Annotated in this window: 25 protein-coding genes; 6 read left to right on the plus strand and 19 right to left on the minus strand. The window is 72.3% G+C overall.

Features of this window, described 5'->3' with window-relative positions; all coding sequences use genetic code 11:
* Positions 1-47: 47 nt before the first annotated feature.
* The 8 genes from ACFW01_RS17270 to ACFW01_RS17305 form a co-directional block, all read right to left on the minus strand.
* Complete coding sequence (locus ACFW01_RS17270) at positions 48-842, minus strand: DUF3159 domain-containing protein (protein WP_234958515.1); 795 nt, start codon at positions 840-842, stop codon at positions 48-50.
* Between the two features lie 3 nt (positions 843-845).
* Positions 846-1,244, minus strand: coding sequence for an OB-fold nucleic acid binding domain-containing protein (locus ACFW01_RS17275; protein ID WP_234958514.1), 399 nt, complete (start codon positions 1,242-1,244; stop codon positions 846-848).
* Between the two features lie 62 nt (positions 1,245-1,306).
* Positions 1,307-1,990 (minus strand): response regulator, encoded by a 684-nt coding sequence (locus ACFW01_RS17280; RefSeq protein ID WP_122618451.1) that lies wholly within the window; start codon positions 1,988-1,990, stop codon positions 1,307-1,309.
* Positions 1,987-4,533, minus strand: coding sequence for an ATP-binding protein (locus tag ACFW01_RS17285; RefSeq protein WP_384504354.1), 2,547 nt, complete (start codon positions 4,531-4,533; stop codon positions 1,987-1,989). The genes ACFW01_RS17280 and ACFW01_RS17285 overlap by 4 nt, the downstream gene beginning before the upstream one ends.
* A 120-nt stretch (positions 4,534-4,653) precedes the next feature.
* Positions 4,654-5,349 (minus strand): ABC transporter ATP-binding protein, encoded by a 696-nt coding sequence (locus tag ACFW01_RS17290; RefSeq protein WP_234958511.1) that lies wholly within the window; start codon positions 5,347-5,349, stop codon positions 4,654-4,656.
* Between the two features lie 164 nt (positions 5,350-5,513).
* Positions 5,514-6,266, minus strand: a complete 753-nt coding sequence (locus ACFW01_RS17295) for a DUF3710 domain-containing protein (RefSeq protein WP_234958510.1) — start codon at positions 6,264-6,266, stop codon at positions 5,514-5,516.
* 1 nt (position 6,267) lies between these two features.
* Positions 6,268-6,819 carry a dUTP diphosphatase gene (dut, locus tag ACFW01_RS17300; RefSeq protein ID WP_122618455.1) on the minus strand — a complete coding sequence of 184 codons (552 nt, stop codon included), beginning with the start codon at positions 6,817-6,819 and terminating at the stop codon, positions 6,268-6,270.
* Positions 6,816-7,400, minus strand: a complete 585-nt coding sequence (locus ACFW01_RS17305; protein WP_064730235.1) for a PaaI family thioesterase — start codon at positions 7,398-7,400, stop codon at positions 6,816-6,818. The genes dut and ACFW01_RS17305 overlap by 4 nt, the downstream gene beginning before the upstream one ends.
* 57 nt (positions 7,401-7,457) lie before the next feature.
* Between ACFW01_RS17305 and ACFW01_RS17310 the strand changes: the two genes are divergently transcribed.
* Entirely contained in the window at positions 7,458-7,919 is a 462-nt protein-coding gene (locus tag ACFW01_RS17310; RefSeq protein WP_161330204.1) for a DUF3093 domain-containing protein, read from the plus strand.
* Positions 7,920-7,952: 33 nt separating this feature from the next.
* Here the strand turns inward: ACFW01_RS17310 and ACFW01_RS17315 are convergent, their stop codons facing one another.
* The 4 genes from ACFW01_RS17315 to ACFW01_RS17330 all read right to left on the minus strand — a co-directional run bounded on the left by ACFW01_RS17315 (position 7,953) and on the right by ACFW01_RS17330 (position 11,508).
* Positions 7,953-8,888: a hypothetical protein gene (locus ACFW01_RS17315; RefSeq protein WP_234958509.1), complete on the minus strand. Its 936-nt coding sequence runs from the start codon at positions 8,886-8,888 to the stop codon at positions 7,953-7,955.
* Positions 8,889-8,901: 13 nt separating this feature from the next.
* On the minus strand, positions 8,902-9,198 hold the full coding sequence (locus ACFW01_RS17320; RefSeq protein ID WP_003993510.1) for a DUF4193 domain-containing protein: 297 nt from the start codon (positions 9,196-9,198) through the stop codon (positions 8,902-8,904).
* A gap of 405 nt (positions 9,199-9,603) precedes the next feature.
* Positions 9,604-10,848 (minus strand): HAMP domain-containing sensor histidine kinase, encoded by a 1,245-nt coding sequence (locus tag ACFW01_RS17325; protein ID WP_234958508.1) that lies wholly within the window; start codon positions 10,846-10,848, stop codon positions 9,604-9,606.
* A 6-nt stretch (positions 10,849-10,854) separates the two neighbouring features.
* Positions 10,855-11,508 (minus strand): response regulator transcription factor, encoded by a 654-nt coding sequence (locus ACFW01_RS17330; protein ID WP_003993508.1) that lies wholly within the window; start codon positions 11,506-11,508, stop codon positions 10,855-10,857.
* Between the two features lie 415 nt (positions 11,509-11,923).
* Here ACFW01_RS17330 and ACFW01_RS17335 point away from each other — a divergent pair, with 415 nt between their 5' ends.
* Positions 11,924-12,097 (plus strand): hypothetical protein, encoded by a 174-nt coding sequence (locus ACFW01_RS17335; protein ID WP_163016070.1) that lies wholly within the window; start codon positions 11,924-11,926, stop codon positions 12,095-12,097.
* 454 nt (positions 12,098-12,551) lie between these two features.
* Here the strand turns inward: ACFW01_RS17335 and ACFW01_RS17340 are convergent, their stop codons facing one another.
* Both ACFW01_RS17340 and ACFW01_RS17345 read right to left on the minus strand, forming a co-directional pair.
* Complete coding sequence (locus tag ACFW01_RS17340) at positions 12,552-13,370, minus strand: inositol monophosphatase family protein (RefSeq protein WP_384504359.1); 819 nt, start codon at positions 13,368-13,370, stop codon at positions 12,552-12,554.
* A gap of 8 nt (positions 13,371-13,378) precedes the next feature.
* Complete coding sequence (locus ACFW01_RS17345) at positions 13,379-14,506, minus strand: ferrochelatase (protein ID WP_234958506.1); 1,128 nt, start codon at positions 14,504-14,506, stop codon at positions 13,379-13,381.
* Positions 14,507-14,669: 163 nt separating this feature from the next.
* On the opposite strand from ACFW01_RS17345, the gene ACFW01_RS17350 reads away from it, so the two are divergent.
* On the plus strand, positions 14,670-15,926 hold the full coding sequence (locus ACFW01_RS17350) for an MFS transporter (RefSeq protein ID WP_234958505.1): 1,257 nt from the start codon (positions 14,670-14,672) through the stop codon (positions 15,924-15,926).
* Positions 15,868-17,205 (plus strand): D-arabinono-1,4-lactone oxidase, encoded by a 1,338-nt coding sequence (locus ACFW01_RS17355; RefSeq protein WP_234958504.1) that lies wholly within the window; start codon positions 15,868-15,870, stop codon positions 17,203-17,205. Before ACFW01_RS17350 ends, ACFW01_RS17355 begins: the two co-directional genes overlap by 59 nt.
* Here the strand turns inward: ACFW01_RS17355 and ACFW01_RS17360 are convergent.
* On the minus strand, positions 17,129-17,992 hold the full coding sequence (locus ACFW01_RS17360) for a hypothetical protein (protein ID WP_384504362.1): 864 nt from the start codon (positions 17,990-17,992) through the stop codon (positions 17,129-17,131). The genes ACFW01_RS17355 and ACFW01_RS17360 overlap by 77 nt on opposite strands.
* Positions 17,993-18,464: 472 nt before the next feature.
* Between ACFW01_RS17360 and sepH the strand changes: the two genes are divergently transcribed.
* Positions 18,465-19,526 (plus strand): septation protein SepH, encoded by a 1,062-nt coding sequence (sepH, locus tag ACFW01_RS17365; protein WP_234958502.1) that lies wholly within the window; start codon positions 18,465-18,467, stop codon positions 19,524-19,526.
* 253 nt (positions 19,527-19,779) lie between these two features.
* On the opposite strand, the gene ACFW01_RS17370 is transcribed toward sepH, so the two are convergent.
* Positions 19,780-20,631: a sulfurtransferase gene (locus tag ACFW01_RS17370; RefSeq protein WP_234958501.1), complete on the minus strand. Its 852-nt coding sequence runs from the start codon at positions 20,629-20,631 to the stop codon at positions 19,780-19,782.
* A 237-nt stretch (positions 20,632-20,868) separates the two neighbouring features.
* Here ACFW01_RS17370 and ACFW01_RS17375 point away from each other — a divergent pair, with 237 nt between their 5' ends.
* Entirely contained in the window at positions 20,869-21,708 is an 840-nt protein-coding gene (locus tag ACFW01_RS17375) for a VOC family protein (RefSeq protein ID WP_234958500.1), read from the plus strand.
* Here the strand turns inward: ACFW01_RS17375 and ACFW01_RS17380 are convergent.
* From ACFW01_RS17380 to ACFW01_RS17390, 3 genes are read right to left on the minus strand one after another with little or no spacing between them, the layout of a single operon-like run.
* Positions 21,697-22,347 (minus strand): thymidine kinase, encoded by a 651-nt coding sequence (locus tag ACFW01_RS17380; RefSeq protein ID WP_234958499.1) that lies wholly within the window; start codon positions 22,345-22,347, stop codon positions 21,697-21,699. The two genes, ACFW01_RS17375 and ACFW01_RS17380, sit on opposite strands and share 12 nt — an antisense overlap.
* A 47-nt stretch (positions 22,348-22,394) precedes the next feature.
* A complete protein-coding gene (locus tag ACFW01_RS17385; RefSeq protein ID WP_234958498.1) occupies positions 22,395-23,642 on the minus strand; it encodes a nucleotide pyrophosphatase/phosphodiesterase family protein in 1,248 nt (415 codons plus the stop codon).
* Positions 23,642-24,238, minus strand: coding sequence for a DUF5998 family protein (locus ACFW01_RS17390; RefSeq protein WP_161330192.1), 597 nt, complete (start codon positions 24,236-24,238; stop codon positions 23,642-23,644). Before ACFW01_RS17390 ends, ACFW01_RS17385 begins: the two co-directional genes overlap by 1 nt.
* Between the last annotated feature and the right edge of the window lie 39 nt (positions 24,239-24,277).

Consider the following 24,277-nt stretch of genomic DNA (forward strand, 5'->3'; position numbering starts at 1 on the left):
GGCGCCCCCACCGTCGTACCGCCACAGGTGTGGACGGCGCCGGCCCGTCAGCTCTTGCGGTGTCTGCCGCCGTGCGTGTCGGCGGCGTCGCTCCCGGCGTCCGCGGGCTGCCACACGGCGGCCTTCTCGCGCTCCGCCCGCTCCTTCTCGGCCTTCTCCGCCTCCTCGGCGGCCTCCATCTCGGCGAAGACGTCGATCGGGGCCGGCGCCTTGGCCAGGAAGACCCAGGTCAGCCAGACGGCGAGCAGGAAGGGCGGGATCTTCAGGGTGACCAGGACCCAGCCGAGCTGCTCGGTGTCCGCCCACCAGTACAGCGGGAAGAGGATCGCGCTCTTGGCGAGCAGGATCAGGCCCCAGGCGTAGCTGGCCTTGGTGTACGCCTTCTTGCGGCCCGGGTTGCGGGTGCGCCAGGAGAGGTTCTCCTTGAAGACCGGGCCGAGGATCAGGCCGATCAGCGGCACTCCGGCCAGCGAGGTGACGATGTACGCCATGGCCAGGCCGAGGGTGTAGAGCATGCCCGGCAGATAGAAGTTCTTGGCGTTGTCGGTCATCATCGCGAAGACCACACCGAAGGCGACGCCGAAGACACCGCTGAAGGCGTGCTTCACGGTGTCCTTCATCACCAGCCGCACCACGACCAGGATCAGCGACACGGCGAGCGCCGCGATCGCGGACATGTGCAGGTCGTTGTTGAGCGTGAAGATGGTGACGAAGAGCAGGCCCGGCAGCACCGTCTCGACCATGCCCCGCACGCCGCCGAACGCCTCGAACAGCGCGGCCTCGGTCACCGCCCGGGAGTCGTCCGCCTCTTTCTCTTCGGTCGGCTTGTCGAGCGACGTCACCGGCTACTCCCGTCCGAGGGGTCTCAGTTCGTATTTCGGGTTGAAGAGCACCCGGCGGCCCCGGCTCATCGAGATCCGGCCCGATGCGATGAGCTTGCGCCCCGGCTCTATGCCCACGATGGAGCGTCTGCCCAGCCACACCACGTCCAAGGCCGCGGAACCGTCGAACAGCTCGGCCTCCAGGGCCGGAACGCCCGCGCGCGGTCGCAGAGTGACCGTGCGCAAGGTACCAGTAACCGACACGACCTGCCGGTCCTGACAGTCGCAGATGCGGGTGCAGCCGGCGGTGTCGGCGTCCTCGCGCAGTTCCTCCGACTCCAGGTCCTCCTGCGAGGAGGAGAGCCGGTCGAACATGCGCCGGAACCGGCCCACCGGCTTGCCGGAACGCGGAGCAGCACTCATATGTGAAGCGTACCGGGGCCCGCCGACAGGGACGCACCCTCCGGGGGAAGGGATGGCGCGGCTCACTTCTCGAAGCGGTATCCCATGCCGGGCTCGGTGATGAAGTGCCGCGGGTGCGCCGGGTCCGCCTCCAGTTTGCGGCGGAGCTGGGCCATGTAGACCCGCAGGTAGTTGGTCTCCGTCCCGTACGACGGCCCCCACACCTCCTGGAGCAGCTGTTTCTGGCTGACCAGGCGCCCCGTGTTGCGCACCAGTACCTCCAGCAGGTGCCACTCGGTGGGCGTCAGGCGTACGTCCCTCCCGTCCCGGTGGACCTTCTTCGCGGCCAGGTCGACGCTGAAGCGTTCGGTCTCCACGATCACGTCGTCCCCGTCGCCGGGGACCGGTTCGGCGCGGCGTACGGCCGCCCGCAGCCGGGCCAGCAGCTCGTCCATGCCGAAGGGCTTGGTGACGTAGTCGTCGGCGCCCGCGTCCAGTGCCTCGACCTTCTCGTCGGAGGAGTGCCGGGCGGAGAGCACCAGGATCGGTACCCGGGTCCAGCCGCGCAGGCCCTTGATCACCTCGACGCCGTCCATGTCGGGCAGGCCCAGGTCGAGGACGACCACGTCGGGATGGCGGGCGGCGGCCAGCTGGAGGGCGCCCGCGCCGTCGTGGGCGGCGTCGACCTCGTAGTGGCGCGCCTTGAGGTTGATGACGAGGGCCCGCACGATCTGCGGTTCGTCGTCGATCACGAGGACCCGGGTCATGGGGCGGCCTGCCTTTCTGCCGGCGCACGGAGGGGGGTCGCGGTGGGTGGTCCCGCCACGCGGAGGGTGAGAACCATGGTGAGGCCGCCGCCGGGGGTGTCCTCCGCGTTCAGGGTGCCGCCCATCGACTCGGCGAAGCCCCTGGCCACGGCGAGACCCAGCCCGACGCCGGCTCCGCGCGGGGCGTCGCCGTAGCGCTGGAAGGGCTCGAAGATGCGCTCCTTGGCCTCGTCCGGCACCCCGGGGCCCCGGTCGACTATCCGTACCTCGACGCGGTCCGCGAGGGCGCTGGCGGTGACCAGGACGCCCCGGTCGTCCGGGCTGTACTTGACGGCGTTCTCCACGAGGTTGGCCAGCGCCCGCTCCAGGAGCCCGGCGTCCACGGCGACCATGGGCAGCGTCTCCGGGATGTCCAGCTCCGCGCTTCCCTCGGGCACCCCGCCGAGCGCCATCGGCGCCACCTCGTCCAGGTCGATCTCGCGGATCAGCGGGGTGACGGTGCCGGTCTGGAGGCGGGACATGTCGAGCAGGTTGCCGACGAGGTGGTCGAGCCGGTCGGCGCCCGCCTCGATGCCCTCCAGCAGCTCCGCCCGGTCCTCGTCGGACCAGGCGACGTCGTCGGACCTGAGGCTGGTGACCGCGGCCTTGATCCCGGCCAGCGGGGTGCGCAGGTCGTGGCTGACGGCGGCCAGCAGCGCGGTGCGGATGCGGTTGCCCTCGGCCAGTGCCCTGGACCGGTCGGCCTCCTCGCGCAGCCGGCGCCGGTCCAGGACGACGGCGGCCTGGGAGGCGAAGGCGGCCAGCACACGGCGGTCCTCGGCGGGCAGCACGCGGCCGGTCAGCGCGAGCGCCATGTGGTCCCCGACCGGCATGTCCACGTCCGCGTCCTCCGGGCGCTCCACCGGGGGCCCCGACCCGGCACGCCCGGCGCAGGTCCAGGGCGCCACGTCGCTCTCCCGTTCCAGCAGCGCGGCCGACTCCATGCCGAAGGTCTCGCGCACCCGCTCCAGGAGCGTCTCCAGACTGGTCTCGCCGCGCAGGACGTCGCCGGCCAGGAAGGAGAGGATCTCGGACTCGGCACGCAGCCGGGCGGCCTGGTGGGTGCGGCGGGCCGCGAGGTCGACGACCGAGGCGACGGAGAGCGCGACGCCGACGAATATGGCGAGCGCAAGGATGTTCCTGGGGTCGGCGATCGTGATCCGGTTGACGGGCGGTGTGAAGAACCAGTTCAGCAGGACCGAGCCGACCGCGGCCGAGGCCAGCGCCGGGTACAGCCCGCCGAGCAGCGCGGCGGCCACCGTCAGCGCGAGGTAGAGCAGCACGTCGTTGGCGAGCCCGAGGTTGACGGTGTTGAGCAGCAGGGTCAGCAGCACCGGGCCGCCCAGGCCCACGAACCAGCCCCAGACGCTCCGGGAGCGCCCCAGGCGCGCGCCCCTGGCCACGGGGAGTCCGCGGCCCTTGGCGACCTCCTCGTGGGTCACGATGTGGACGTCCAGGTCGGGGCCGGACTCACGGGCGACCGTGGCGCCGACGCCGGGGCCGAAGACGTACTGCCACGTCTTGCGGCGCGAGGAGCCGAGGACGATCTGGGTGGCGTTGACGCCGCGCGCGAAGTCGAGGAGGGCGGCGGGTACGTCGTCGCCCAGGACGTGGTGGAAGGTGCCGCCGAGGTCCTCGACGAGGGTGCGCTGGAGTGCCAGCTCCTTCGGGGACGCCGAGGTCAGCCCGTCGCTGCGGGCCGTGTACACGGCCAGCACCTCGCCGCCGGCGCCCTTCTCCGCGAGGCGCGCGGCCCGGCGTATCAGCGTGCGGCCCTCGGGACCGCCGGTCAGGCCGACCACGATGCGCTCGCGCGAACCCCAGATCTTCGAGACGCGGTGCTCGCTGCGGTACTGCTGGAGGTACTCGTCGGCCCGGTCGGCCACCCAGAGCAGGGCCAGTTCCCGCAGGGCGGTGAGGTTGCCGGGGCGGAAGTAGTTGGACAGGGCCGCGTCGACCTTGTCGGGCTGGTAGATGTTGCCGTGCGCCATGCGCCTGCGCAGCGCCTGTGGCGACATGTCGACCAGCTCGGTCTGGTCCGCGCGCCGCACCACCTCGTCCGGCACGGTCTCCCGCTGTCGTACGCCGGTGATCGACTCCACGACGTCGCCGAGTGACTCCAGGTGCTGGATGTTGACGGTCGAGACCACGTCGATCCCGGCGGCCAGCAGTTCCTCGACGTCCTGCCAGCGCTTGGCGTTGCGCACGCCGGGGACATTGGTGTGCGCCAGTTCGTCCACGAGGGCGACCTGCGGCCTGCGGGCCAGTACGGCGTCCAGGTCCAGCTCCGTGAAGGTCCCGCCGCGGTACTCCAGCTCCCGGCGCGGCACCTGCTCCAGGCCGCGCAGCATCACCTCGGTGCGGGCCCTGCCGTGGTGCTCGACGAAGGCGACCACGCAGTCCGTGCCCCGCTCGACGCGCCGGTGGGCCTCGGCGAGCATCGCGTACGTCTTGCCGACGCCCGGAGCCGCGCCGAGGTAGATCCGAAGCTTGCCGCGTCCCATGGCCTCATTGTCTTCCGGTCACCGCTGATTGCGCAGCGTCGACCTTACGGCCCACAAACGCGACATAACGGGGCGGGGTGCGGTTGTGGGCCGTCTTTGACGGAACCCTGACGCCCGGTGTCACTGCCCGACGATCTCCCCGTCCCGCAGTTCGAGCACCCGGTCGGCGAGGTCGAGGAGGGTGGTGTCGTGCGTGGCGACCAGGGCGGTGACCCCCTCGCTGCGCACGACGGCCCGCAGCAGCTCCATCACGGCGTGCCCGGTCTCGGCGTCCAGCTGGCCGGTGGGCTCGTCGGCGATCAGCAGTGCGGGGTTGTTGGCGAGGGCACGGGCGACGGCGACCCGCTGCTGCTGCCCGCCGGACAGCTCGCCGGGCCGCTGGGCCGCGTGGTCGGCGAGGCCCACCAGGGCGAGCAGGAGGGCGACGCGCTCCTCGCGCTCGCGGGGCGCGGCCCGGCGCAGCCGCATCGGCACGCCCACGTTCTCGGCGGCCGTGAGGATCGGGATGAGCCCGAAGGACTGGAAGACGAAGCCGACGCGGTCCCGGCGCAGGGCGAGCAGCCCGTCCTCGTCCAGGTCCGCCAGGTCACGGCCGTCGACCTCGACCCGTCCGGCGTCCGGTACGTCGAGTCCGCCGACGATGTTGAGCAGCGTGGTCTTCCCCGACCCCGACCGCCCCTTGAGGGCGACCAGCTCGCCCCGCGGCACCTCGAAGGAGACGCCGCGCAGGGCGTGCACGACGGCGGTCCCCTGGGCGTACGACTTCCGCACGTCCTCGACCCGCACCATGGTCTCGGTGACCACCGCCTGGCTCATGAGCCCCTCCCCCGCCGGACGACCGGGCGCCAGTATCGCCAGCGGAGCCCGCCGGATTCAACGGCCCGGCACCGCGGTCCGCCGGGCCGGCAGCGCGAAGGGCCGCATCCCCTGGGGAAGCGGCCCTGATGGCGCGCGTACGGAGAACCGCACGAAGTTCCTGCCTAGCGGACCTCGGTGATCTCCGGCCCGCGCTGGAGCTGGCCCATGCCTCCGGAGAAGCGGGATCCCTCTTCCTGCTGGACACCCTCGGGGACCATCTGCGCGTCGTCCGGCAGCTTGAGGACGATCGGGTCGCGGGGGGCCATGGGGCCGTCTCCGCGGACCACGACCGTGTCCCGGAAGATCTGCTCCAGCAGACCGGCGGCCTGCGGCTGCACCGCGCCCTGCCCCGAGATCACGCCCCGCAGGAACCAGCGGGGGCCGTCCACGCCGACGAACCGCACGACCTGGAAGCCGCCCGTGCCGTCCGGCAGCTGCACCGGCACCTGGGCCCGCAGCTCCCAGCCCAGCGGACCCTCGACCTCGTCGATGATGCCGCCCTGCTGGGTGATGCCGGAGCCGATCTCCTCGCGCACCTCGCCCCAGATGCCCTCGCGCTTGGGCGCGGCGAATCCCTGGAGCTGGATGGCGCTGTCGCGCAGCACGACGGTCGCGGCGACGATCGCGTCTCCGGCGACCTCCACCCGCAGTTCCATGCCCTCGACCCCGGGGATGAACATGCCGCCCAGGTCCACGCGCCCCTCGGCGGGGTCGCGGACCTCGGTGCTGTCCCAGGGCCCGTCGGGCCGCGGCTCGGGGTCGAGCCGCACGCGCTCGCGCTCTTCGTCCGCCTCGGTGTCGACGCTGTCGACGACCTGCTCGGTCTCGCCGGCCGCGTCCTCGGCGGCATCCCTCTTCTTGCGACGTCCGAACACGTCACTGTCCTTCCCGGTCGGATACGACCGAAGCGTATCGATTCCCACCCGTCGGGCCGCCCTCGGCGACCTGACCGCTTGTGCCGCTTGCACGGTCCGTCCCGGCGTGGCCGCCGGTGGACCCGAAGCCCCCCTCGGCCCGCGCCGAGCCGGGAAGCTCCGCGACCTGCCGGAAGCGGACCTTCTCGACCTGCTGGACGACCAGTTGGGCAATCCGGTCGAAGCGCTCGAACCGCACCGTCTCGCGCGGGTCGAGATTCACCACGATCACCTTGATCTCCCCACGGTACCCGGCATCAATCGTCCCCGGGGCATTCACGAGGGCGACACCGCAGCGCGCGGCCAGTCCGGAACGTGGGTGCACGAACCCCGCGTACCCCTCCGGGAGCGACACAGACACGCCGGTGGGCAGTACGGCGCGCTCACCGGGGGCCAGCGCGCAGTCGACGGTGGTGCGCAGGTCGGCGCCCGCGTCACCGGGCTGCGCGTACGTCGGAAGCGGTACGTCGGGGTCGACGCGGCGGATCAGCACCTCGAGCTCGGCGCGGGTCACGGGTTCACCTCGAAGGCACGGGTGCGGCGGATCTGGTCGGGGTCGTCCATGGCCGCGCGGATCTCCTCCTCGCGGCCGTGGTTCACGAAGTGGTCGACCTTGACCTCGATGAACAGGGCGTCGGCGCGGACGGCCACGGGCCCGTCAGGACCGCCGATCCGGCCGGTGGCGGTGGAGTAGATCTTCCGGCCGGCCACCGCGGTCACCTCGGCCTCCAGGTACAGCGTGGTGTCCACGGGCACCGGCCGCCGGAAGTCGGTCTCCAGCCGTCCGGTCACCGCGATCGTCCGCAGCAGCCAGTTCAGCGAGCCCAGGGTCTCGTCCAGGGCGGTGGCGAGCACTCCGCCGTGCGCCAGACCGGGCGCGCCCTGGTGGGCCGGCCGGACCAGGAACTCGGCGGTGATCGACACGCCCTCGCCGGCCCGGGCCTGGAGGTGCAGTCCGTGGGGCTGGTCGCCGCCGCAGCCGAAGCACTGGCCGTAGTGGGCGCCGAGTAGCTCGCCGGGGGCGGGCGCGTCGGGGTGCCGTACGGGTTTCACGGCGTCGGCGGGAGGCTGAAGACCTGGGGAAGTACCACTCACAGGCGCAGACCTTACCCGCGCGTCGGCCGAACACCGCCACCGTGCCAAGCTTGTTGCATGCAGCCCTCCCCCGCCCCGTACGAAGAACGCCTCACCGCGCCCCGCTCCTGGTGGCTGGTCTCCTTCCTGGTGGGGCTCGCGTTCGCGCTGATCCTGCTGCCCTTCGGCACGCTGCCGATGCTGGGCGGCCTCGCCGGCGGCACCGCGGTGGCGGCGGTGGCGGCCAGTTCGTACGGCGCGGTCCGTATCCGGGTCGTGGGCGACTCGTTGATCGCGGGCGAGGCGCGGGTGCCGCTCTCGGCGCTGGGCGAGGCGGAGGTCCTCGATCCGGAGGAGGCCCGCGCCTGGCGCACGTACAAGGCCGACACCCGGGCGTTCCTGCTGCTGCGCGCCTACATCCCGAGGGCCGTGCGCGTGGTGGTCACGGACCCGCAGGACCCGACTCCGTACCTGTACCTGTCGACGCGCGAGCCGGAGCGGCTGATCGAGGCCCTCACGGCGGCGAAGGCGGCCGCGTAGCCGGAGCGCACGCGCGCGGGGACGCGCGCGTGGTCAGTGGTCCGGCCGGCCGCCGGGTCCGAGTCCTCTGCCCGGCTCGCCCATCTCGAGGGCGTCCTTGGGCCGTTCCAGGGCGGGGAGGTCACCGAGGGCGCTCCAGGGGACCTGGCGCTTGCGCAGGTCGTCCCGGATCTTGTCGGCGAGCTTTCTGGTGTCACGGCGGTTCATGACGGCTCCCACGGCCGCTCCCACCATGAAGGGCATCAGGTTCGGCAGGTTGCGCACCATCCGCTTCATGATCTGCTGGCGCAGCTGGCGCTTCATGTGGCTGTTCATCGCCGCGCCGAGGGTCGACGGTCTGGACACGTCGACGCCGCGTTCGTCCGACCAGGAGTTCAGGTACGCGGTGCTGCGCTGCCCGAGGCCACCGGGCGGACGTACGCCGTAGACCTCGTGGAGTTCGGCGATCATCTTGAGCTCGATCGCCGCGACGCCGGTGACCTCGGCGGCCAGTTCGGTGGGCATCGCGGGCGGTACGGGCATCATCGCCGCCGCGCCGATCCCCGCTCCCACGGTCGCGGTGCCCTTGGCGGCACCGGCCACGAGGCGGTCGGCGAGCTCTTCGGGGCCGAGGCCCGGGAACTGCCCGCGCAGCGTCGCCAGGTCCCGTACGGGCACGCGCGGGGCCAGATCGATGATCCGGTCGGCGAGGTGCCCCAGGGCGGCTCTGGCGCGGGTGCCGCCGTTGCGGACGCTGTGTCCGGCCCTTTCCCGGAACGCCGCTGCCCGGCGCCGGGCAGCGGGCGCCGGGGTGTTCGTGGTCGCCGGGAGGTCACTCCGGCCGGCCACTGCTTCGAGCGAGGCCGTACCGGTATCGGTCGTGCCTCGCTCGTCGTCACGCGCGCTGTACGGACCGCCCGACTGCGGCGGTCCTTGGTCCGCTCCCGGCTTGGGGAGGCGGCGCTTCCAGGGAGGGGTCGAGCCGGTCACGGCCGACCCCGCCTCAGTCGCAGTCGCGGCAGATGGGCTGGCCGTTCTTCTCCCGGGCCAGCTGGCTGCGGTGGTGCACCAGGAAGCAGCTCATGCAGGTGAACTCGTCCTGCTGCTTCGGCAGTACACGGACCGCCAGTTCCTCGTTCGAGAGGTCGGCGCCGGGAAGTTCGAGGCCTTCCGCGGCCTCGAACTCGTCGACGTCGACGGCCGAGGCGGACTTGTCGTTCCGCCTCGCCTTCAGCTCTTCGAGGCTGTCCGAGTCGACGTCGTCGTCGGTCTTGCGTGGAGTGTCGTAATCGGTTGCCATGGTCGCTCTCCCCCTCTGGGTGTCTGCGGTGTCTCCAGCGCACGTAACGCGTGAGAGGCCGGACTTGTGCCCGACCTGAGGCGGAGATTTTGCCTCACATCAAGGTCTGTTACTCAATCGACACCCAACCGGACCCCTCATGAGTGATCGGCTTGGATGGCGATGGGGACCGTACACGGTCCTAATACCGCACTTCAAAGGCGTCTCACCGTGTACTTCCCGTGATCAAGACCCCTGAAAACCGGGATTTTCCCGGCTTTCCGACAGAGTGCATGATCACGGAGAGTAGATGGCGCGAAAGACGCTGCTGTGATCGATCACACACGCGACTCCAGGGCTGTTGGCCTGGAAATTCCGCTCAAAGCGAACATCCTCGGTTCTCGGTGAGATGTCGGGGTCATGATCTCAGACGGGCAGCGTGACGCGCATGACGAGCCCCCCGCCCTCGCGCGGCTGCGCGTAGATGTGCCCGCCGTGCGCGCGGGCCACGGACCGCGCGATGGAGAGCCCGAGGCCCACGCCCTTGTCGCTGCCCGTCCGCTCCGTACGCAGCCGCCGGAACGGCTCGAAGAGGTTGTCCACCTCGTACGCCGGTACGACCGGACCCGTGTTGGTGACCACCAGGACCGCCTGGCCGCCCTCCACGGCGGTGGAGACCTCGACCCAGCCCTCCTCCGGCACGTTGTAGCGCACGGCGTTCTGGACGAGGTTCAGGGCGATCCGCTCCAGCAGGACGCCGTTGCCCTGGACCACCGCGGCCTCGCGGGCGCCGCGGACCTCCACACCCTTGCTCTCCGCCTCGGCGTGCACCTGGTCGATGGCCTGACCGGCCACCTCGGCGAGGTCCACCGGTTTGCGCTCGACGATCTGGTTGTCGCTGCGGGCGAGGAGCAGCAGGCCCTCGACGAGCTGCTCGCTGCGTTCGTTGGTGGCCAGCAGCGTCTTGCCGAGCTGCTGGAGCTCCACCGGGGCGTTCGGATCGGACAGGTGCACTTCCAGGAGCGTGCGGTTGATCGCCAGGGGCGTGCGCAGCTCGTGGGAGGCGTTGCCGACGAAGCGCTGCTGGGCGGTGAACGCCCGCTGCAGCCGCTCCAGCATGTCGTCGAAGGTGTCGGCCAGCTCCTTCAGCTCGTCGTCCGGCCCGTCCAGCTCGATGCGGCGGGAGAGGTCGGAGCCCGCCACCGCGCGGGCGGTGCGGGTGATCCGGCCCAGCGGCGACAGGACGCGCCCGGCCATGGCGTAGCCGAAGGCGAAGGCGATCACGGCGAGGCCGAGCAGCGCCAGCAGCGAACGGCTGAGCAGGTTGTCCAGGGCGACCTTGCGCTGGTGGTCCATGCAGTCGCTGATCGCGGCGTTGAAGTCGGACAGCGACAGGTTGCCGTTGTCGACCACGGGGCAGTCGCTGCTGGAGACCTTGAGGTCGGCGAAGTCGACGATCTTGTACAGCGGTTCGTTGCCGGTGCGCACCGCCTGGGCGGCGAGCAGGTAGATGATCGACAGCAGCAGGATGCCGGCGATCAGGAACATGCCGCCGTACAGCAGCGTGAGCCTTATGCGGATGGTGGGGCGCAGCCACGGCAGGGGGGTGGCCGAGCGCGGGTCCCACGTGGGCTTGGGCGGCGCCCCGGGGGGCGCGGGTGTCGTCGCCACGGCCGATCAGATCCGGTAGCCGGAGCCGGGGACGGTGACGATGACGGGCGGCTCGCCCAGCTTGCGGCGCAGGGTCATGACGGTCACGCGTACGACGTTGGTGAACGGGTCGGTGTTCTCGTCCCAGGCCTTCTCCAGGAGTTGCTCCGCGGAGACCACGGCGCCCTCGCTGCGCATGAGCACCTCTAGCACGGCGAACTCCTTGGGGGCGAGCTGGACCTCCTTGCCGTCGCGGAAGACCTCGCGGCGGTTCGGGTCGAGCTTGATCCCGGCGCGCTCCAGGACGGGCGGCAGGGGCACGCTGGTACGGCGGCCCAGGGCGCGCACCCGGGCGATCAGCTCGCTGAAGGCGAAGGGCTTGGGGAGGTAGTCGTCGGCGCCGATCTCCAGGCCCTCGACGCGGTCGCTGACGTCTCCGGAGGCCGTGAGCATCAGTACGCGCGTGGGCATGCCCAGCTCGACGATCTTGCGGCACACGTCGTCGCCGTGCACGAGGGGGAGGTCGCGGTCGAGGACCACCACGTCGTAGTCGTTCACGCCGATGCGCTCCAGGGCGGCCGCACCGTCGTACACGACGTCGACGGCCATGGCCTCCCGGCGCAGTCCGGTGGCCACCGCATCGGCGAGCAGTTGCTCGTCCTCGACGACGAGTACGCGCACGTCGCTTGTCCTTCCTCTGTCCACCCGCGTAGCGCCGGTCGGCGCACGAGGGCTGGGGCCTGGTGGGTGTGTTGCCTCCATCCTGCCCTTTTCGGCCATAAGTCGGCTGTAAGGCGGGAGACGGGGCGGCGACGGGGAAAGTCCCGTGGGCGGGAATGAAGGATTTTCTCGCGTGGTTGAGGTTTCCGCGAAGAGGAGCGGGGGGAGGACGGCTTTACACCCCGCGATCACGCTCTGCCTGTACCGCGTTACCGCGCGGTACGCCGCGGTCCGCTTCCGCAGAGCGGGCGTGGGTGTCCGGCACCGTCGCCGCCCAGCAGGGCAGCGCTGGGCACTCCACAGGAGACGTGATCGCCCCTTCCGAACGGCACACCCCCGTGCCAACGACCCACGACCCAGGACGAGGGGGCGCAGCATGGACGCTTTCACCGCAGGACTTCTGCAGCGCATACAGACGACCGAGTCCGACCTGTCCCGGGCCCGAGACGAGGGCGACGAGTTCCTTGTCGACGTGGAACTGGGAGAGCTCGACGACCTGCGCCGTCTCGCCGCCGAGCACGGCGTGGAGGTAAGGGCGACCAACGCCTGACCGACTCAGGAATGACGGAGCCCCGGCGATCCAGCGCCGGGGCTCCGTCGCGTCCGGGTGCGCCGGCGGGCGGGGAGGCGGCGGGCTGACGCACGGACTCGAGCCGAGGCCCGTGACGACGGGCACCCGGTGCGCTGCCGCGCGGTGGCCCCCGCCGGCCCTGCCAAGCGGCCCCCGACGTCGGTGACGCCCGGGCAAGGCCGCCCGCCAGGGCCGGCTCGTCGGGCCTGACGTGCCGACGCGCCACCCGGCCCCGTGGCCGGGCGATGGAACGTTTGACGGGCGACCGTCGTGGCGGGCGTCTTCGCTCGCCCCACCGGCGCCTCCCGGCGCCCTGCCGGGGCCGGAGGGGCGCCCGTGCACCGCGCGGGAGCCATGGGCCCGGCCGGGTCATGCCTTGCCGCGCCGATGGGGCCGGGGTCCGACCGCCACCCCCTGATCCACCGCCGGGGGCCTACGCTCCGAAGTCCGTCAGCAGGTGCTGGAGGGGTTCGAAGACGGACGGGCTGGCCGCGATGGTCAGGGTGCCGGAGGGGCGCTCACCCGGGCGTCCTCCGGTCACCGCGCCCGCCTCACGGGCGATCAGGTCGCCCGCCGCGAGGTCCCAGGGGTGCAGCCCGCGTTCGTAGTAGCCGTCGAGGCGTCCCGCGGCCACGTCGCACAGGTCGATCGCGGCCGAGCCACCACGCCGGATGTCCCGCACCAGCGGGATGAGCCGTCGCGCGATCTCGGCCTGCTCCGCGCGGACGTCGGCGACGTAGTTGAAGCCGGTGGAGACCAGCGCCTGGTCCAGCGGGGCCGCGGGCCGGCAGGCGAGCGGGCGTTCGCCCTCCCAGGCTCCGGTCGCCCAGGCTCCGCCGCCCAGCCTCGCGTGGTAGGCCTCGCCCCGCATCGGGGCCACGACCGCCGCCGCCACCCGCTCGCCGTCCTGCTCGGCGGCGATGGAGACCGCCCAGGTGGGCAGTCCGTACAGGTAGTTGACCGTGCCGTCGAGCGGGTCGATGACCCAGCGGACGCCGCTCGTGCCCTCGGCGGCGGCGCCCTCCTCGCCGAGGAAGCCGTCCTCGGGGCGGCGCTCGGCGATCAGCCCGGTGATCAGCCTCTCCGCCGCGATGTCCATCTCGGTGACCACGTCGATCGGGCTGGACTTGGTGGCGGCGACCGCGAGGTCGGCCGGCCGTCCGTCGCGCAGCAGCGCGCCCGCGCGGTGGGCGGCCTCCCGGGCGATCGTCAGCAGCTCGGCGTGGAGCGGGTCGGTCGTCAGGTCGGTCACGGGCTTCCTCACGCGTAGGGGCTGTCGGCGCCCGCCGCGGCGGGCCGGGGGGCGCGGGCGGGGCAGCAGCCGACCGGGCACAGGTGGTGGCTCGCGCCGAGCGCGCCGAGGACGCACGGCGCGACCTCCTGGCCGCGCTCGCCGGCGGCCCGCTCCAGGACGAGGTCGCGGACCGCGGCGGCGAACCGCGGGTCGGCACCGACGGTCGCCGAGCGGCGCACCGGCAGCCCCAGCTCCCCGGCCTTGGCGGTGGCCTCGGTGTCGAGGTCGTACAGGACCTCCATGTGGTCGGAGACGAACCCGATGGGGGCCATCACCACCGCGGGCGCACCGGCTGCCCGGCGCTCCTCCAGGTGGTCGCAGATGTCGGGCTCCAGCCACGGGATGTGCGGGGCGCCGGAGCGCGACTGGTAGACCAGCTGCCAGGGGTGGTCGACGCCGGTGCGCTCGCGGACGGCGTCGGCGATCATCTGGGCGACGTCGAGGTGCTGGCGGACGTAGGCCCCGCCGTCACCGTGGGCCCCGACCGGGCCGGAGGTGTCCGCGGCCGAGGTGGGGATCGAGTGGGTCGAGAACGCGATGTGGGCGCCGTCGCGGACCTCCTCGGGCAGCTCGGCGAGGGACCGGACCACCCCGTCCACCATCGGCTCCACGAACCCCGGGTGGTTGAAGTAGTGCCGCAGCTTGTCGACCCGGGGCGGCTGAAGCCCCTCGGCCTCCAGGGCGGCCAGCGCGTCCGCGAGGTTCTCCCGGTACTGGCGGCAGCCCGAGTACGAGGCGTAGGCGCTGGTCGCGAGGACCAGGATGCGGCGGCGGCCGTCGCGGACCATCTCGCGCAGGGTGTCCGTCAGGTACGGCGCCCAGTTGCGATTGCCCCAGTAGACCGGCAGCTCCAGGCCGTGCTCCGCGAAGTCCTTGCGGAGGGCGTCGAGCAGGGCGCGGTTCTGGTCGTTGATCGGGCTGACCCCGCCGAAGAGGAAGTAGTGCTGCCCGACCTCCTTGAGGCGTTCCTTCGGGATGCCCCGCCCGCGCGTCACGTTCTCCAGGAAGGGGACCACGTCGTCCGGGCCCTCCGGGCCGCCGAACGAGAGCAGGAGCAGGGCGTCGTACGGACTGACATCGAGCACGTCTGGCATGTCTCGATCCTGCCACCAGGCACTGACAGCGAGGAAACGGCGGGGTACCGACCGTGTGTTTCACCAGGTCCGCGGGGGTGTTTCCGAGCGTTTGGGCGAGTAATCTGTATCGACTGTGTTCGCACCTTACTGAGCGCGTTGCCGAGCTTTTCCGGAGACCTCGTTGGCCAGCCCCTACCGCGCCCTGTTCGCCGCCCCCGGCAGCAAGGGCTTCTCCGCCGCGGGCTTCCTCGGCCGGATGCCGCTGTCGATGATGGGCATCGGCGTGGTGACCATGATCTCGCAGCTCACCGGCCGGTACGGACTGGCCGGGGCGCTGTCGGCCACCGTCGCGCTCGCCGCCGCCGTGGCCGGACCGCAGGTCTCCCGTCTGGTGGACCGCTACGGGCAGCGGCGGGTGCTGCGCCCGGCGACCCTGGTGTCGCTGACCGCGGCGGCGGTGCTGCTGCCGGCCGCACACTACGGGTGGCCGGACTGGGTGCTGTTCGTGGCCTGCGTCGGCATCGGCTGCGTGCCGAGCCTCGGCGCGATGGTCCGGGCCCGCTGGGCGGCCCTGTACCGGGGCACCCCGCAGCTGCACACCGCGTACTCCTTCGAGTCCGTGGTGGACGAGGTCTGCTTCATCTTCGGGCCGATCATCTCCATCGGCCTGTCCACGGCGTGGTTCCCGGAGGCCGGGCCGCTGCTCGCCGCCTGCTTCCTGGCGACCGGCGTCTTCTGGCTGACCGCGCAGCGGGCCACCGAGCCGGTCCCGCACCCGCGCGAGCACAAGGGCGGCGGCACCGCGCTCCGCTCGCGCGGCCTCCAGGTCCTGGTCGGCACGTTCGCGGCCACGGGGACGATCTTCGGGGCCATCGACGTCGTCACCGTGGCGTTCGCCGAGGAGGAGGGGCACAAGGCCGCCGCCAGCCTCGTCCTCGCCCTGTACGCGGCCGGATCGTGCACGGCGGCCATGATCTTCGGGCTGCTGCGCTTCGCCGGTCCGCCCGAGCGTCGCTGGCTTCTGGGCGTGTGTGCGATGGCCGTGAGTATGATCCCCCTGCTACTGGTCGGAAACCTGCTGTTTCTGGCCGCGGCGCTGTTCGTTGCGGGTCTGTCCATCGCTCCGACGATGATCACGACGATGTCCCTCATCGATCAGCACGTACCACGCGCGCAGCTCACCGAGGGCATGACCTGGGTGAGCACCGGACTCGCGGTCGGGGTCGCGATCGGTTCCTCCGGCGGCGGCTGGGTGGTCGACGCCTCCGGGGCGCGTGCGGGGTACTGGGTTCCGGCGGTGGCCGGGGCCGTCGCGGTCGCGGTCGGTTTCCTCGGGTACCGCCGGCTCAAGCGGCCGGATCCGCGTCGGGGAGGCACCGTTGAGCAGCACACGCACGGCGAGCGGCAGGGCGAACGGCCGGAACGGCACATGGCGTAACTGGGGCGGCAACGTCTCCGCGCGCCCCGCGCGGGAGGTCACCCCCGCCTCCGTCGAGGAGCTGGCGGACGCGGTCCGCGCGGCGGCCGGGGAGGGACTGCGGGTCAAGGCGGTCGGCACCGGGCACTCCTTCACCTCCATAGCGGCGACGGACGGCCTGTTGATCCGCCCTCAACTGTTGACGGGCATCCGTGACATCGACCGTGCCGCCATGACGGTCACGGTCGAGGCCGGCACTCCGCTCAAGCGGCTCAACCTGGCCCTCGCGCGTGAGGGGCTGTCGCTGACCAACATGGGCGACATCACGGAGCAGACCGTCTCCGGGGCCACCAGTACCGGCACCCATGGCACGGGCCGCGAGTCGGCCTCGATCGCCGCTCAGATCCGGGGGCTGGAGATGGTCACCGCGGACGGCTCGGTGCTGACCTGTTCCGAGCGGGAGAACCCCGAGGTGTTCGCCGCCGCCCGGATCGGCCTGGGCGCGCTGGGCGTCGTCACCGCCATCACCTTCGCCGTGGAGCCGCTCTTCCTGCTCACCGCGCGTGAGGAACCGATGCCCTTCGAGCGGGTCCTCGCCGACTTCGACGAACTGTGGACCGAGAACGAGCACTTCGAGTTCTACTGGTTCCCGCACACCGGCAACACCAACACCAAGCGCAACAACCGCAGCGCCGGACCGGAGCAGCCGGTCGGCCGGCTCCAGGGCTGGTTCGAGGACGAGTTCCTGTCCAACGGCGCCTTCCAGGCCGCCAACTGGGTCGGCCGCGCCGCCCCCGGCACGATCCCGGCGATCGCCCGGTTCTCCAGCAGGGCGCTCTCCGCGCGGACGTACACGGACACCCCGCACAAGGTCTTCACATCGCCGCGCCGGGTGCGGTTCGTGGAGATGGAGTACGCCGTGCCGCGCGAGGCGGTCGTCGAGACGCTGCGCGAACTCAAGGCGATGGTCGACCGGTCACGGCTCAGGATCAGCTTCCCGGTCGAGGTGCGCACGGCCCCGGCCGACGACATCACGCTGTCCACCGCCTCGGGCCGCGACAGCGCGTACATCGCCGTGCACATGTTCCGCGGCACGCCCTACCAGGCGTACTTCACCGCCGCCGAGCGCATCTTCACGGCGCACGAGGGGCGGCCGCACTGGGGAAAGGTGCACACCCGGGACGCCGAGTACCTCTCCCGGGTCTACCCGCGCTTCGGCGAGTTCACTGCGCTGCGGGACCGCCTTGACCCTGACCGTCTGTTCCTGAACGACTACTTGCGCCGGGTTCTGGGGCCGTAGCCGAGCCGTCGGGGGCGGGGCTCCCGGAGTCGCCGGAGCCCTCGTCCCCGGTGGCGTCCGGGGTGGGCGTCGGGCTGGTCGCCGTGCCGCCGTCCTGCCCGGCGTCGTCACCCGAGGAGGTGTCGTCGCCGGTTCCGCCCGGGGTGCCGGAAGGGGTGGCGGCCGGGGTGTCGCTCCCCGAGCCGTCGTCGCCCGAGTTCCCGGAACCGCCCGAGTCGCCCTTACCGTTCTCGGAGTTCCCGGAACCGCCGGAATCGCCCGAATCATCGGAATCGTCGGAGGTCCCCGAATCCGAAGCGGACTTGTTGTGACCGGAGAGGGCGTTGCCGACCGTGGTGCGGTGGCCACCGCTCAGGTTCTCGCCGGAGGCGACCTCGTAGGTGGTGATCCCCGCCATGGCGACCCCGAAGACGAGGGCCGCCGCGAGCACCGGGCGCTTCCAGCCCGTGGTCCGCGCGCGGTAGACGGTGCCCCTGGAGAACTCTCCCGGAGCCGGAGCCGCTCCGTGTCCCGCCCCCTGGGCGACGGCCGCCGTGCGCTTCACCCGGAGCTGTTCCCCGGTGCGCTTGAAGAAGTGCTGGAGGACCGAGCCCCCGCAGGTGGCGACCACACTGATCACACCGGCGCCCAGGATCGTGCCGTAGACGCCGAACGAAGAGGCGAGCTTGGCGGCCACCACCGCGGCCAGCGCGCTGCCCGCGACCTGGGCCACGCTCAGGTCGATCCGCCTGGCTTCCCCCTCCGTACGCACGTCCGCCTCCCCGGCGCCATCGGACTTTTCACGCATCCTCTGACCTTGCCTGCCTTTCCCCTACGGGACCGATCAACTGCACGAGAAAGGGACGTGCGACCGAAACCATTAGTTCCGTTTCTGGTGATTGCGTGAAGTACGCCACGTCCAAGATCGCGCACATCGCGGCGGGGGCGGCCAAGTACCCCCTCTTGCCAGAAGTTGGGCGGCGTGCCAATCCACGCACGTGGCCCGAATGGAGTACTGTTGCGAGCCCTGGGTCCGGTCTCCCGACAGGGGGTTCTGAGCCTTGAAGGACCGCCGGGAGGGGGCTAGTTGCACAGGGTGACGGAGTTGGTCACTTAGCGTTGCGAACAGGTAACCGTGCCATAACGGCGATCCAGGGCCCGCGCCCGACACGCCGGGCAACTCGGCAAGGTTGTGGCAGGCTGCACCCGGGCAGGCCACACTCGACAGAGCGGAAGCAGCGACGCACGTGACGTCGGCAGGCACCACCCGGGAGGTCCCCATGCCCGAACTGCGTGTCGTGGCCGTCTCGAATGACGGCACACGGCTGGTGCTGAAGGCTGCGGACAGCACGGAGTACACGCTTCCGATCGACGAACGACTCCGGGTCGCCGTGCGCGGCGACCGTCCCCGCCTCGGCCAGATCGAGATCGAGGTGGAGAGCCATCTCCGCCCCCGCGACATCCAGGCGCGTATACGTGCCGGCGCGACCGCGGAAGAGGTCGCCCAGATGGCCGGCATCCCCGTCGACCGCGTACGGCGCTTCGAGGGTCCCGTGCTGGCCGAGCGCGCCTTCATGGCGGAGCGGGCCCGCAAGACCCCCGTCCGCCGCCCCGGCGAGAACTCCGGGCCGCCCCTCGGCGAGGCGGTCCAGGAGCGGCTGCTGCTGCGCGGCGCCGACAAGGACACCGTCCAGTGGGACTCCTGGCGCCGCGACGACGGCACCTGGGAAGTGCTGCTGGTCTACGTGGTCGCCGGCGAACCGCACTCGGCGAGCTGGACGTACGACCCGCCCCGGCGGCTCGTCCAGGCCGTCGACTCGGAGGCACGCGCGCTGATCGGCGAGTCCGACGACCTCGCCGCGGCCGAGCCCAGCTTCCCGTTCGTGCCGCGCATCGCCCGGCTGCCGCGCGACCGGCCGCTGGACCGTTCCCTCGACCGGGAGCAGCGGGAGCGGCCGAGCCTGCCCCCGGCGCCGTCCGAGCCCGCCGAGGAGACCGCGGCCACCGCCTCCGCCGAACGCGAACGGGACTCGCTGACCAGCCTCCTGGAGGCCGTGCCGAGCTTCCGCGGCGACCTGGTGGTGCCCGAGCGCGCCCCGGAACCGGTGGTGGAGGAACCGGCCGAGGAGCCCGAGGTGGAGGAGCCCCCGGCGCCCGCCGCATCGGCAGGTTCCGCCTACGCCGACGTGCTCATGCCGCGCTCGGTGGCCAGTCACCGCGACCGGCTCACCGGCTCCACCGACCGCCAGGCGGAGGCCGACGGCGTCCGTCCGGGCCGCCGCGCGGCGGTGCCGAGCTGGGACGAGATCGTCTTCGGCACCCGCCGCAAGAAGCAGGACTAGGCGCCCTTCATCCGGGACCGGGGCCGTACCCACGCGGGTGCGGCCCCGGTGCCGTGCGCGGGACCTTGCACTGTTCGGTCGCGGGCCGACCGGTCACCCGTCGGGTGCGCCCTGTCCCCCCGCCCGCGTCCGCCTCCCCCGGCCAAGCGCACACACGGCCCGTTCGCTCCGGTCGCCACCGACAAGCGTCACCGGAGCCCGGCGTGCACCCCGCCCCGCGAACAGGACCGCCCTGTACGTGCCTTCCGCTCCCCTACTGGGGGTCCGGGCCCACCGCGACCGGCCGGGACGGGTCCGAGGACCACTCCGACCACGAGCCCACGTACAGCGCCGCCGGGATGCCCGCCACCGCCAGGGCGAGCACCTCGTGGGCGCCCGACACGCCCGAGCCGCAGTAGACGCCGACCTCGTCGCCCTCCGTGGCGCCGAGTGTCCTGAAACGCGCCCCGAGTTCCCCGGCGGGCAGGAAGCGGCCGTCCGCCGTCACGTTGTCCGTCGTCGGCGCGGACACGGCGCCCGGGATGTGGCCGCCGACGGGATCGATCGGCTCGACCTCACCCCGGTAGCGCTCCCCGGCGCGGGCGTCGAACAGCACCCCGGAGCGGGCCAGCGCGGCGGCACCGTCCGCGTCCAGCAGTCCCGACGCGCCCGGTGACGGGGCGAAGTCGCCCTCCTCCGGGGCCGGGACGTCCGTCGACAGCGGCGCCTCCCAGGCCGGCAACCCGCCGTCGAGAACCCGCACGTTCGGGTGACCCGTCCAGTGCAGGAGCCACCACGCGCGGGCCGCCGCCCACCCCTGCCCGCCGTCGTAGGCGACGACCGGCCGGCCCGACGACACGCCCGCCCGGCGCATCGCCGCGCCGAACTCGGCCACGTCCGGCAGGGGATGCCGGCCGCGCCCGCCGGGCGCGGAGGCGAGTTCCCGGTCCAGGTCGACGTAGACGGCGCCGGGAAGATGCCCGGCCGCGTACTCGGCCCGGCCGTCGAAGGGCGGGGCGCCGGCCGCCCTGGCCGTACTCAACTGCCAGCGCACGTCGAGCAGGACGGGCGGGTTGGCGCCCGCCAGCTCCTTCATGAGTTCGGATGCGGAGATGATGGCGTTCATGGCCCCATCCTGGCGTACCGAGTGGCCGAGGCGTCGATGTCGGGCTACTCTGCCCGCCGGACAGTACCGATCACGAGGCGTGCGGGTTCGGGCACATGCTGTACCACCCGGGCAGCCGGGCTGCCCCACGAGCGCACCCGAGGCGCACGGCGCCGGGACCGGTGCCGGCATCGGCGCGGGGTCCGTCGGAGCGAAAGCGGACGCACGGCCCGCGCAAGGGCCGAGAAGAGAGTGACGATGACGGACGCACGGGGGTCGACCGGCCGGAACGGCGAGACGAACGCCCGGCGCACACCCGGCGCACCCTGCTGGGTGAGTCTGATGGTGCACGGACCGGCCGCGACCCACGACTTCTACGGGGGCCTGTTCGGCTGGGAGTTCCAGCCCGGACCCCAGCAACTGGGCCCCTACGCGCGGGCCCTGCTCGACGGGTACGAGGTGGCGGGAATCGGCCAACTGCCGCCGGACCGCCAGCTCCCCATCGCCTGGACGCCCTACTTCGCCTCCGACGACGTGAACCGCACGGCCGAGACGGTGCGCCTGTGCGGTGGCACGGTCGGCGTCGGCCCGCTGGACGCGGGCGAGGCCGGCCGGCTGGCCATCGCCTCGGACCCTTCGGGCGCCGTCTTCGGAATCTGGCAGGCGGCGGAACACCTCGGCACCGCCGTCACGGGCGTGCCCGGCACACCGGCGTGGAACGAACTGATCACGTTCGAGACGGCGAACGTCGCCAAGTTCTACGAGACGGTGTTCGGCTTCGAGCCGACGCCGTCGGTCTCGGCCGGCTTCGACCACGTGACCCTGCGCCTCGACGGCCGCCCGGTCGCCGGCATCCACGGTCTGGGCAACGCGCTCCCCCGGGAACGGGGGCCGCACTGGCTGACGTACTTCGAGGTGGCCGACGCGGACGCGGCCCTGGAGCGGCTCGTCGGCCTCGGCGGCCATGTGGTCGAGCCGGTCCGGGACTCGCCCCAGGGCCGGAGGGCCATGGTCGCGGACCCGGAGGGGGCACGGTTCTCGCTGCTGCAGCACCTGGGGGGCGGGGCTCCGAGCCCCACGGGTCCCTCAGGCGGGTGACACCGGCAGCACGTCCGGCGACAGCGCCGCCGCGCGGGCCGTCGCAGCGGTCGTACGGCGGCGGTGGTGGCGTCGGCACAGCACCTCGTAGCCGATCTCGTCGGGAGACTGGGCGACGTCGCCGACGACCACCTGAGCGCCCTCGACGACCATGACGCCGCCCACGGTACGGGCGTTGTGCGTGGCGCGGGCCCCGCACCAGCACAGGGCCTCGACCTGGAGCACCTCGACCCGGTCGGCGAGTTCGACCAGGCGCTGGGAGCCGGGGAAGAGTTTCGAGCGGAAGTCGGTGGTGATGCCGAAGGCGTACACGTCGACGTCGAGATCGTCGACCACGCGCGCGAGCTGGTCGATCTGGTCCGGCGCGAGGAACTGCGCCTCGTCCGCGATCACGTAGTCCACGCGTCCGCCCTGCGAGAGGTGGTCGACGACGTGGGCGTACAGGTCCTGTCCGTCCTTGACCTCCGCCGCGTCGGTGACCAGGCCGAGACGCGAGGAGAGCTTGCCCTCGCCCGCGCGGTCGTCGCGGGTGAATATCATCCCGGCGAGTCCGCGCGCCGAGCGGTTGTGCTCGATCTGGAGAGCCAGTGTCGACTTCCCGCAGTCCATCGTTCCGGAGAAGAACACCAGCTCGGGCATGAGGGGTTGGGCACCTTTCGGCAACGGGTCGGGTGTGCGGCAGGGCGTCAGGAGCGTACTTCGAGCAGGGGGACGAGCTGCTCGGCAGGGGTCATCGAACCGTGGTTGCCGACCATCGCCGACTCCTTCGGCTCGCGCTCGGAGGCGATGAGCAGGACGTCGTCCCGCGCGGCGGCGACCACGTCGCCGATGCGGTCGTACACCCGGTCGTCGATCCGGGGGCCGAACCAGCCCGCCTCGATCGCCTCGTCCCGGGACGCCACCCAGAACTGCTCGCCCAGCACCTCTCGCCAGCAGGTCAGCACGTCGCCCCGGGCACCCGGGACGGCGTACACGTGCCGGGCGCGGCCCTCGCCGCCGAGGAGGGCGACGCCCGCCTTCAGCTCCCAGTCCTCGTCGAAGTCGATGCGGTGGTCCTCGTCGAAGGGCACGTCGATCATGCCGTGGTCGGCGGTGACGTAGAGGGCGCTGCGCGGCGGCAGCTGCTCGGCGAGGCGCTGGACGAGCCGGTCGACGTGCCCGAGCTGGCCCCGCCAGGTGTCGGAGTCGACGCCGAAGCGGTGGCCGGCGCCGTCGACCTCGGAGTAGTACGTGTACACGAGGGCGCGGTCGGCTCCGGCCAGCTGCGCGGCGGCGCTGTCCATCCGGTCCTCGCCGGAGAGCTGTCCCACGAACGTGCCGCCGCTGAGCGCGACCTTGGTCAGCGGGGTGTTCGCGAACGTCGGCGAGGACACCTGCGCCGCGTGCACACCCGCCTGCTGGGCGAGTTGGAAGACGGTGGGGTACGGCTGCCAGACGGCCGGCGCGGTCCACGGCTGCCAGCGCAGCTGGTTCATCAGCGCGCCGGTGGCGGGGTCGCGGACGGTGTATCCGGGCAGGCCGTGGGCGCCCGGCGGCAGGCCGGTGCCGACGGAGGCGAGAGAGGTCGCGGTGGTCGCCGGGTAGCCCGCGGTGATCGGACGCCCGGTGCCGCCGCGCGAGGTGCCGAGGAGCGAGCACAGGAAGGGGGCTTCGTCCGGGTGGGCCCTCAGCTGCTCCCAGCCGAGGCCGTCGATCAGGAACACGCAGTTCCGGTCGGCCGGGGTCAGTTCGGTGATGCCCGCGGTCATGCCGGGGACGCCGAGTCCGGCGGCCAGGGTGGGCAGCAGGTCGGCGAGGGAGCCCCTGCCGTACTCGGGGACGGGGGCGGAGTCGACCGGGAGCGGTTCCGGGTCGGTGTCCCAGGAGGCGGAGCCGAGGGAGGTGGGCGCGAAGCGCCCTCGGTCATGGGCTGCGGGGGGAGGCGGGTGGGCCATCAGCGGCCGGTCTCCGCGGTCGCCTCGGAGAGGGCCTGCGCGAAGGTGAGCGCCTGGCGCACCGTCTCGGGGCCGTCCCCGGCCTCACTGACCCGCAGGCTGAGGTCGTCGGCCGTCGAACTGCCCGTGTAGCCGTGGTCGGCCTCGCAGTTGGGGTCGCCGCAGGCGGCCGGCTCCAGGTCGAGTCTGGAGACGGCGCCCCAGCCGATGGTGAGCACGATCTCGCGGGGCAGGGTGCCCGGCTTGTACTGCTCCGGGTTGGCGACCACGCGGCTGACGACGATGGACGAGATCCGGCCGAGCTTGACGGACTCCGTGGACGTCGTGGCGTACGGCGTCGGGGAGGTGTCGTCGGCGGCCTGCTCGTCGGTGTGGCTGACGATGAAGCGGTTGCCGGTGAGCACGAGCACGGTCACGTGCCGGCGCACCTCGTTCTGGTCGAACGTCGTCTCCTGGTGGACCAGGTACGACCGCACGGGCTCGCCGCCCACGGCGGCCTCCACCGCCTCGGCCACGAGGGCCGGGTAGTAGCCGCTGCGCTCGATCGCCGCTCGCAGCCCCTGGGTCGTCGTACTGGTCTTGGCCATGCCCTCCATCCTAAGGGGGCCCACTGACTGTGCGGCACGCTCCCGCGG

The sequence above is a fragment of the Streptomyces sp. NPDC058985 genome, assembly GCF_042740985.1.
In the GTDB taxonomy this organism is placed as follows: Bacteria; Actinomycetota; Actinomycetes; order Streptomycetales; family Streptomycetaceae; genus Streptomyces.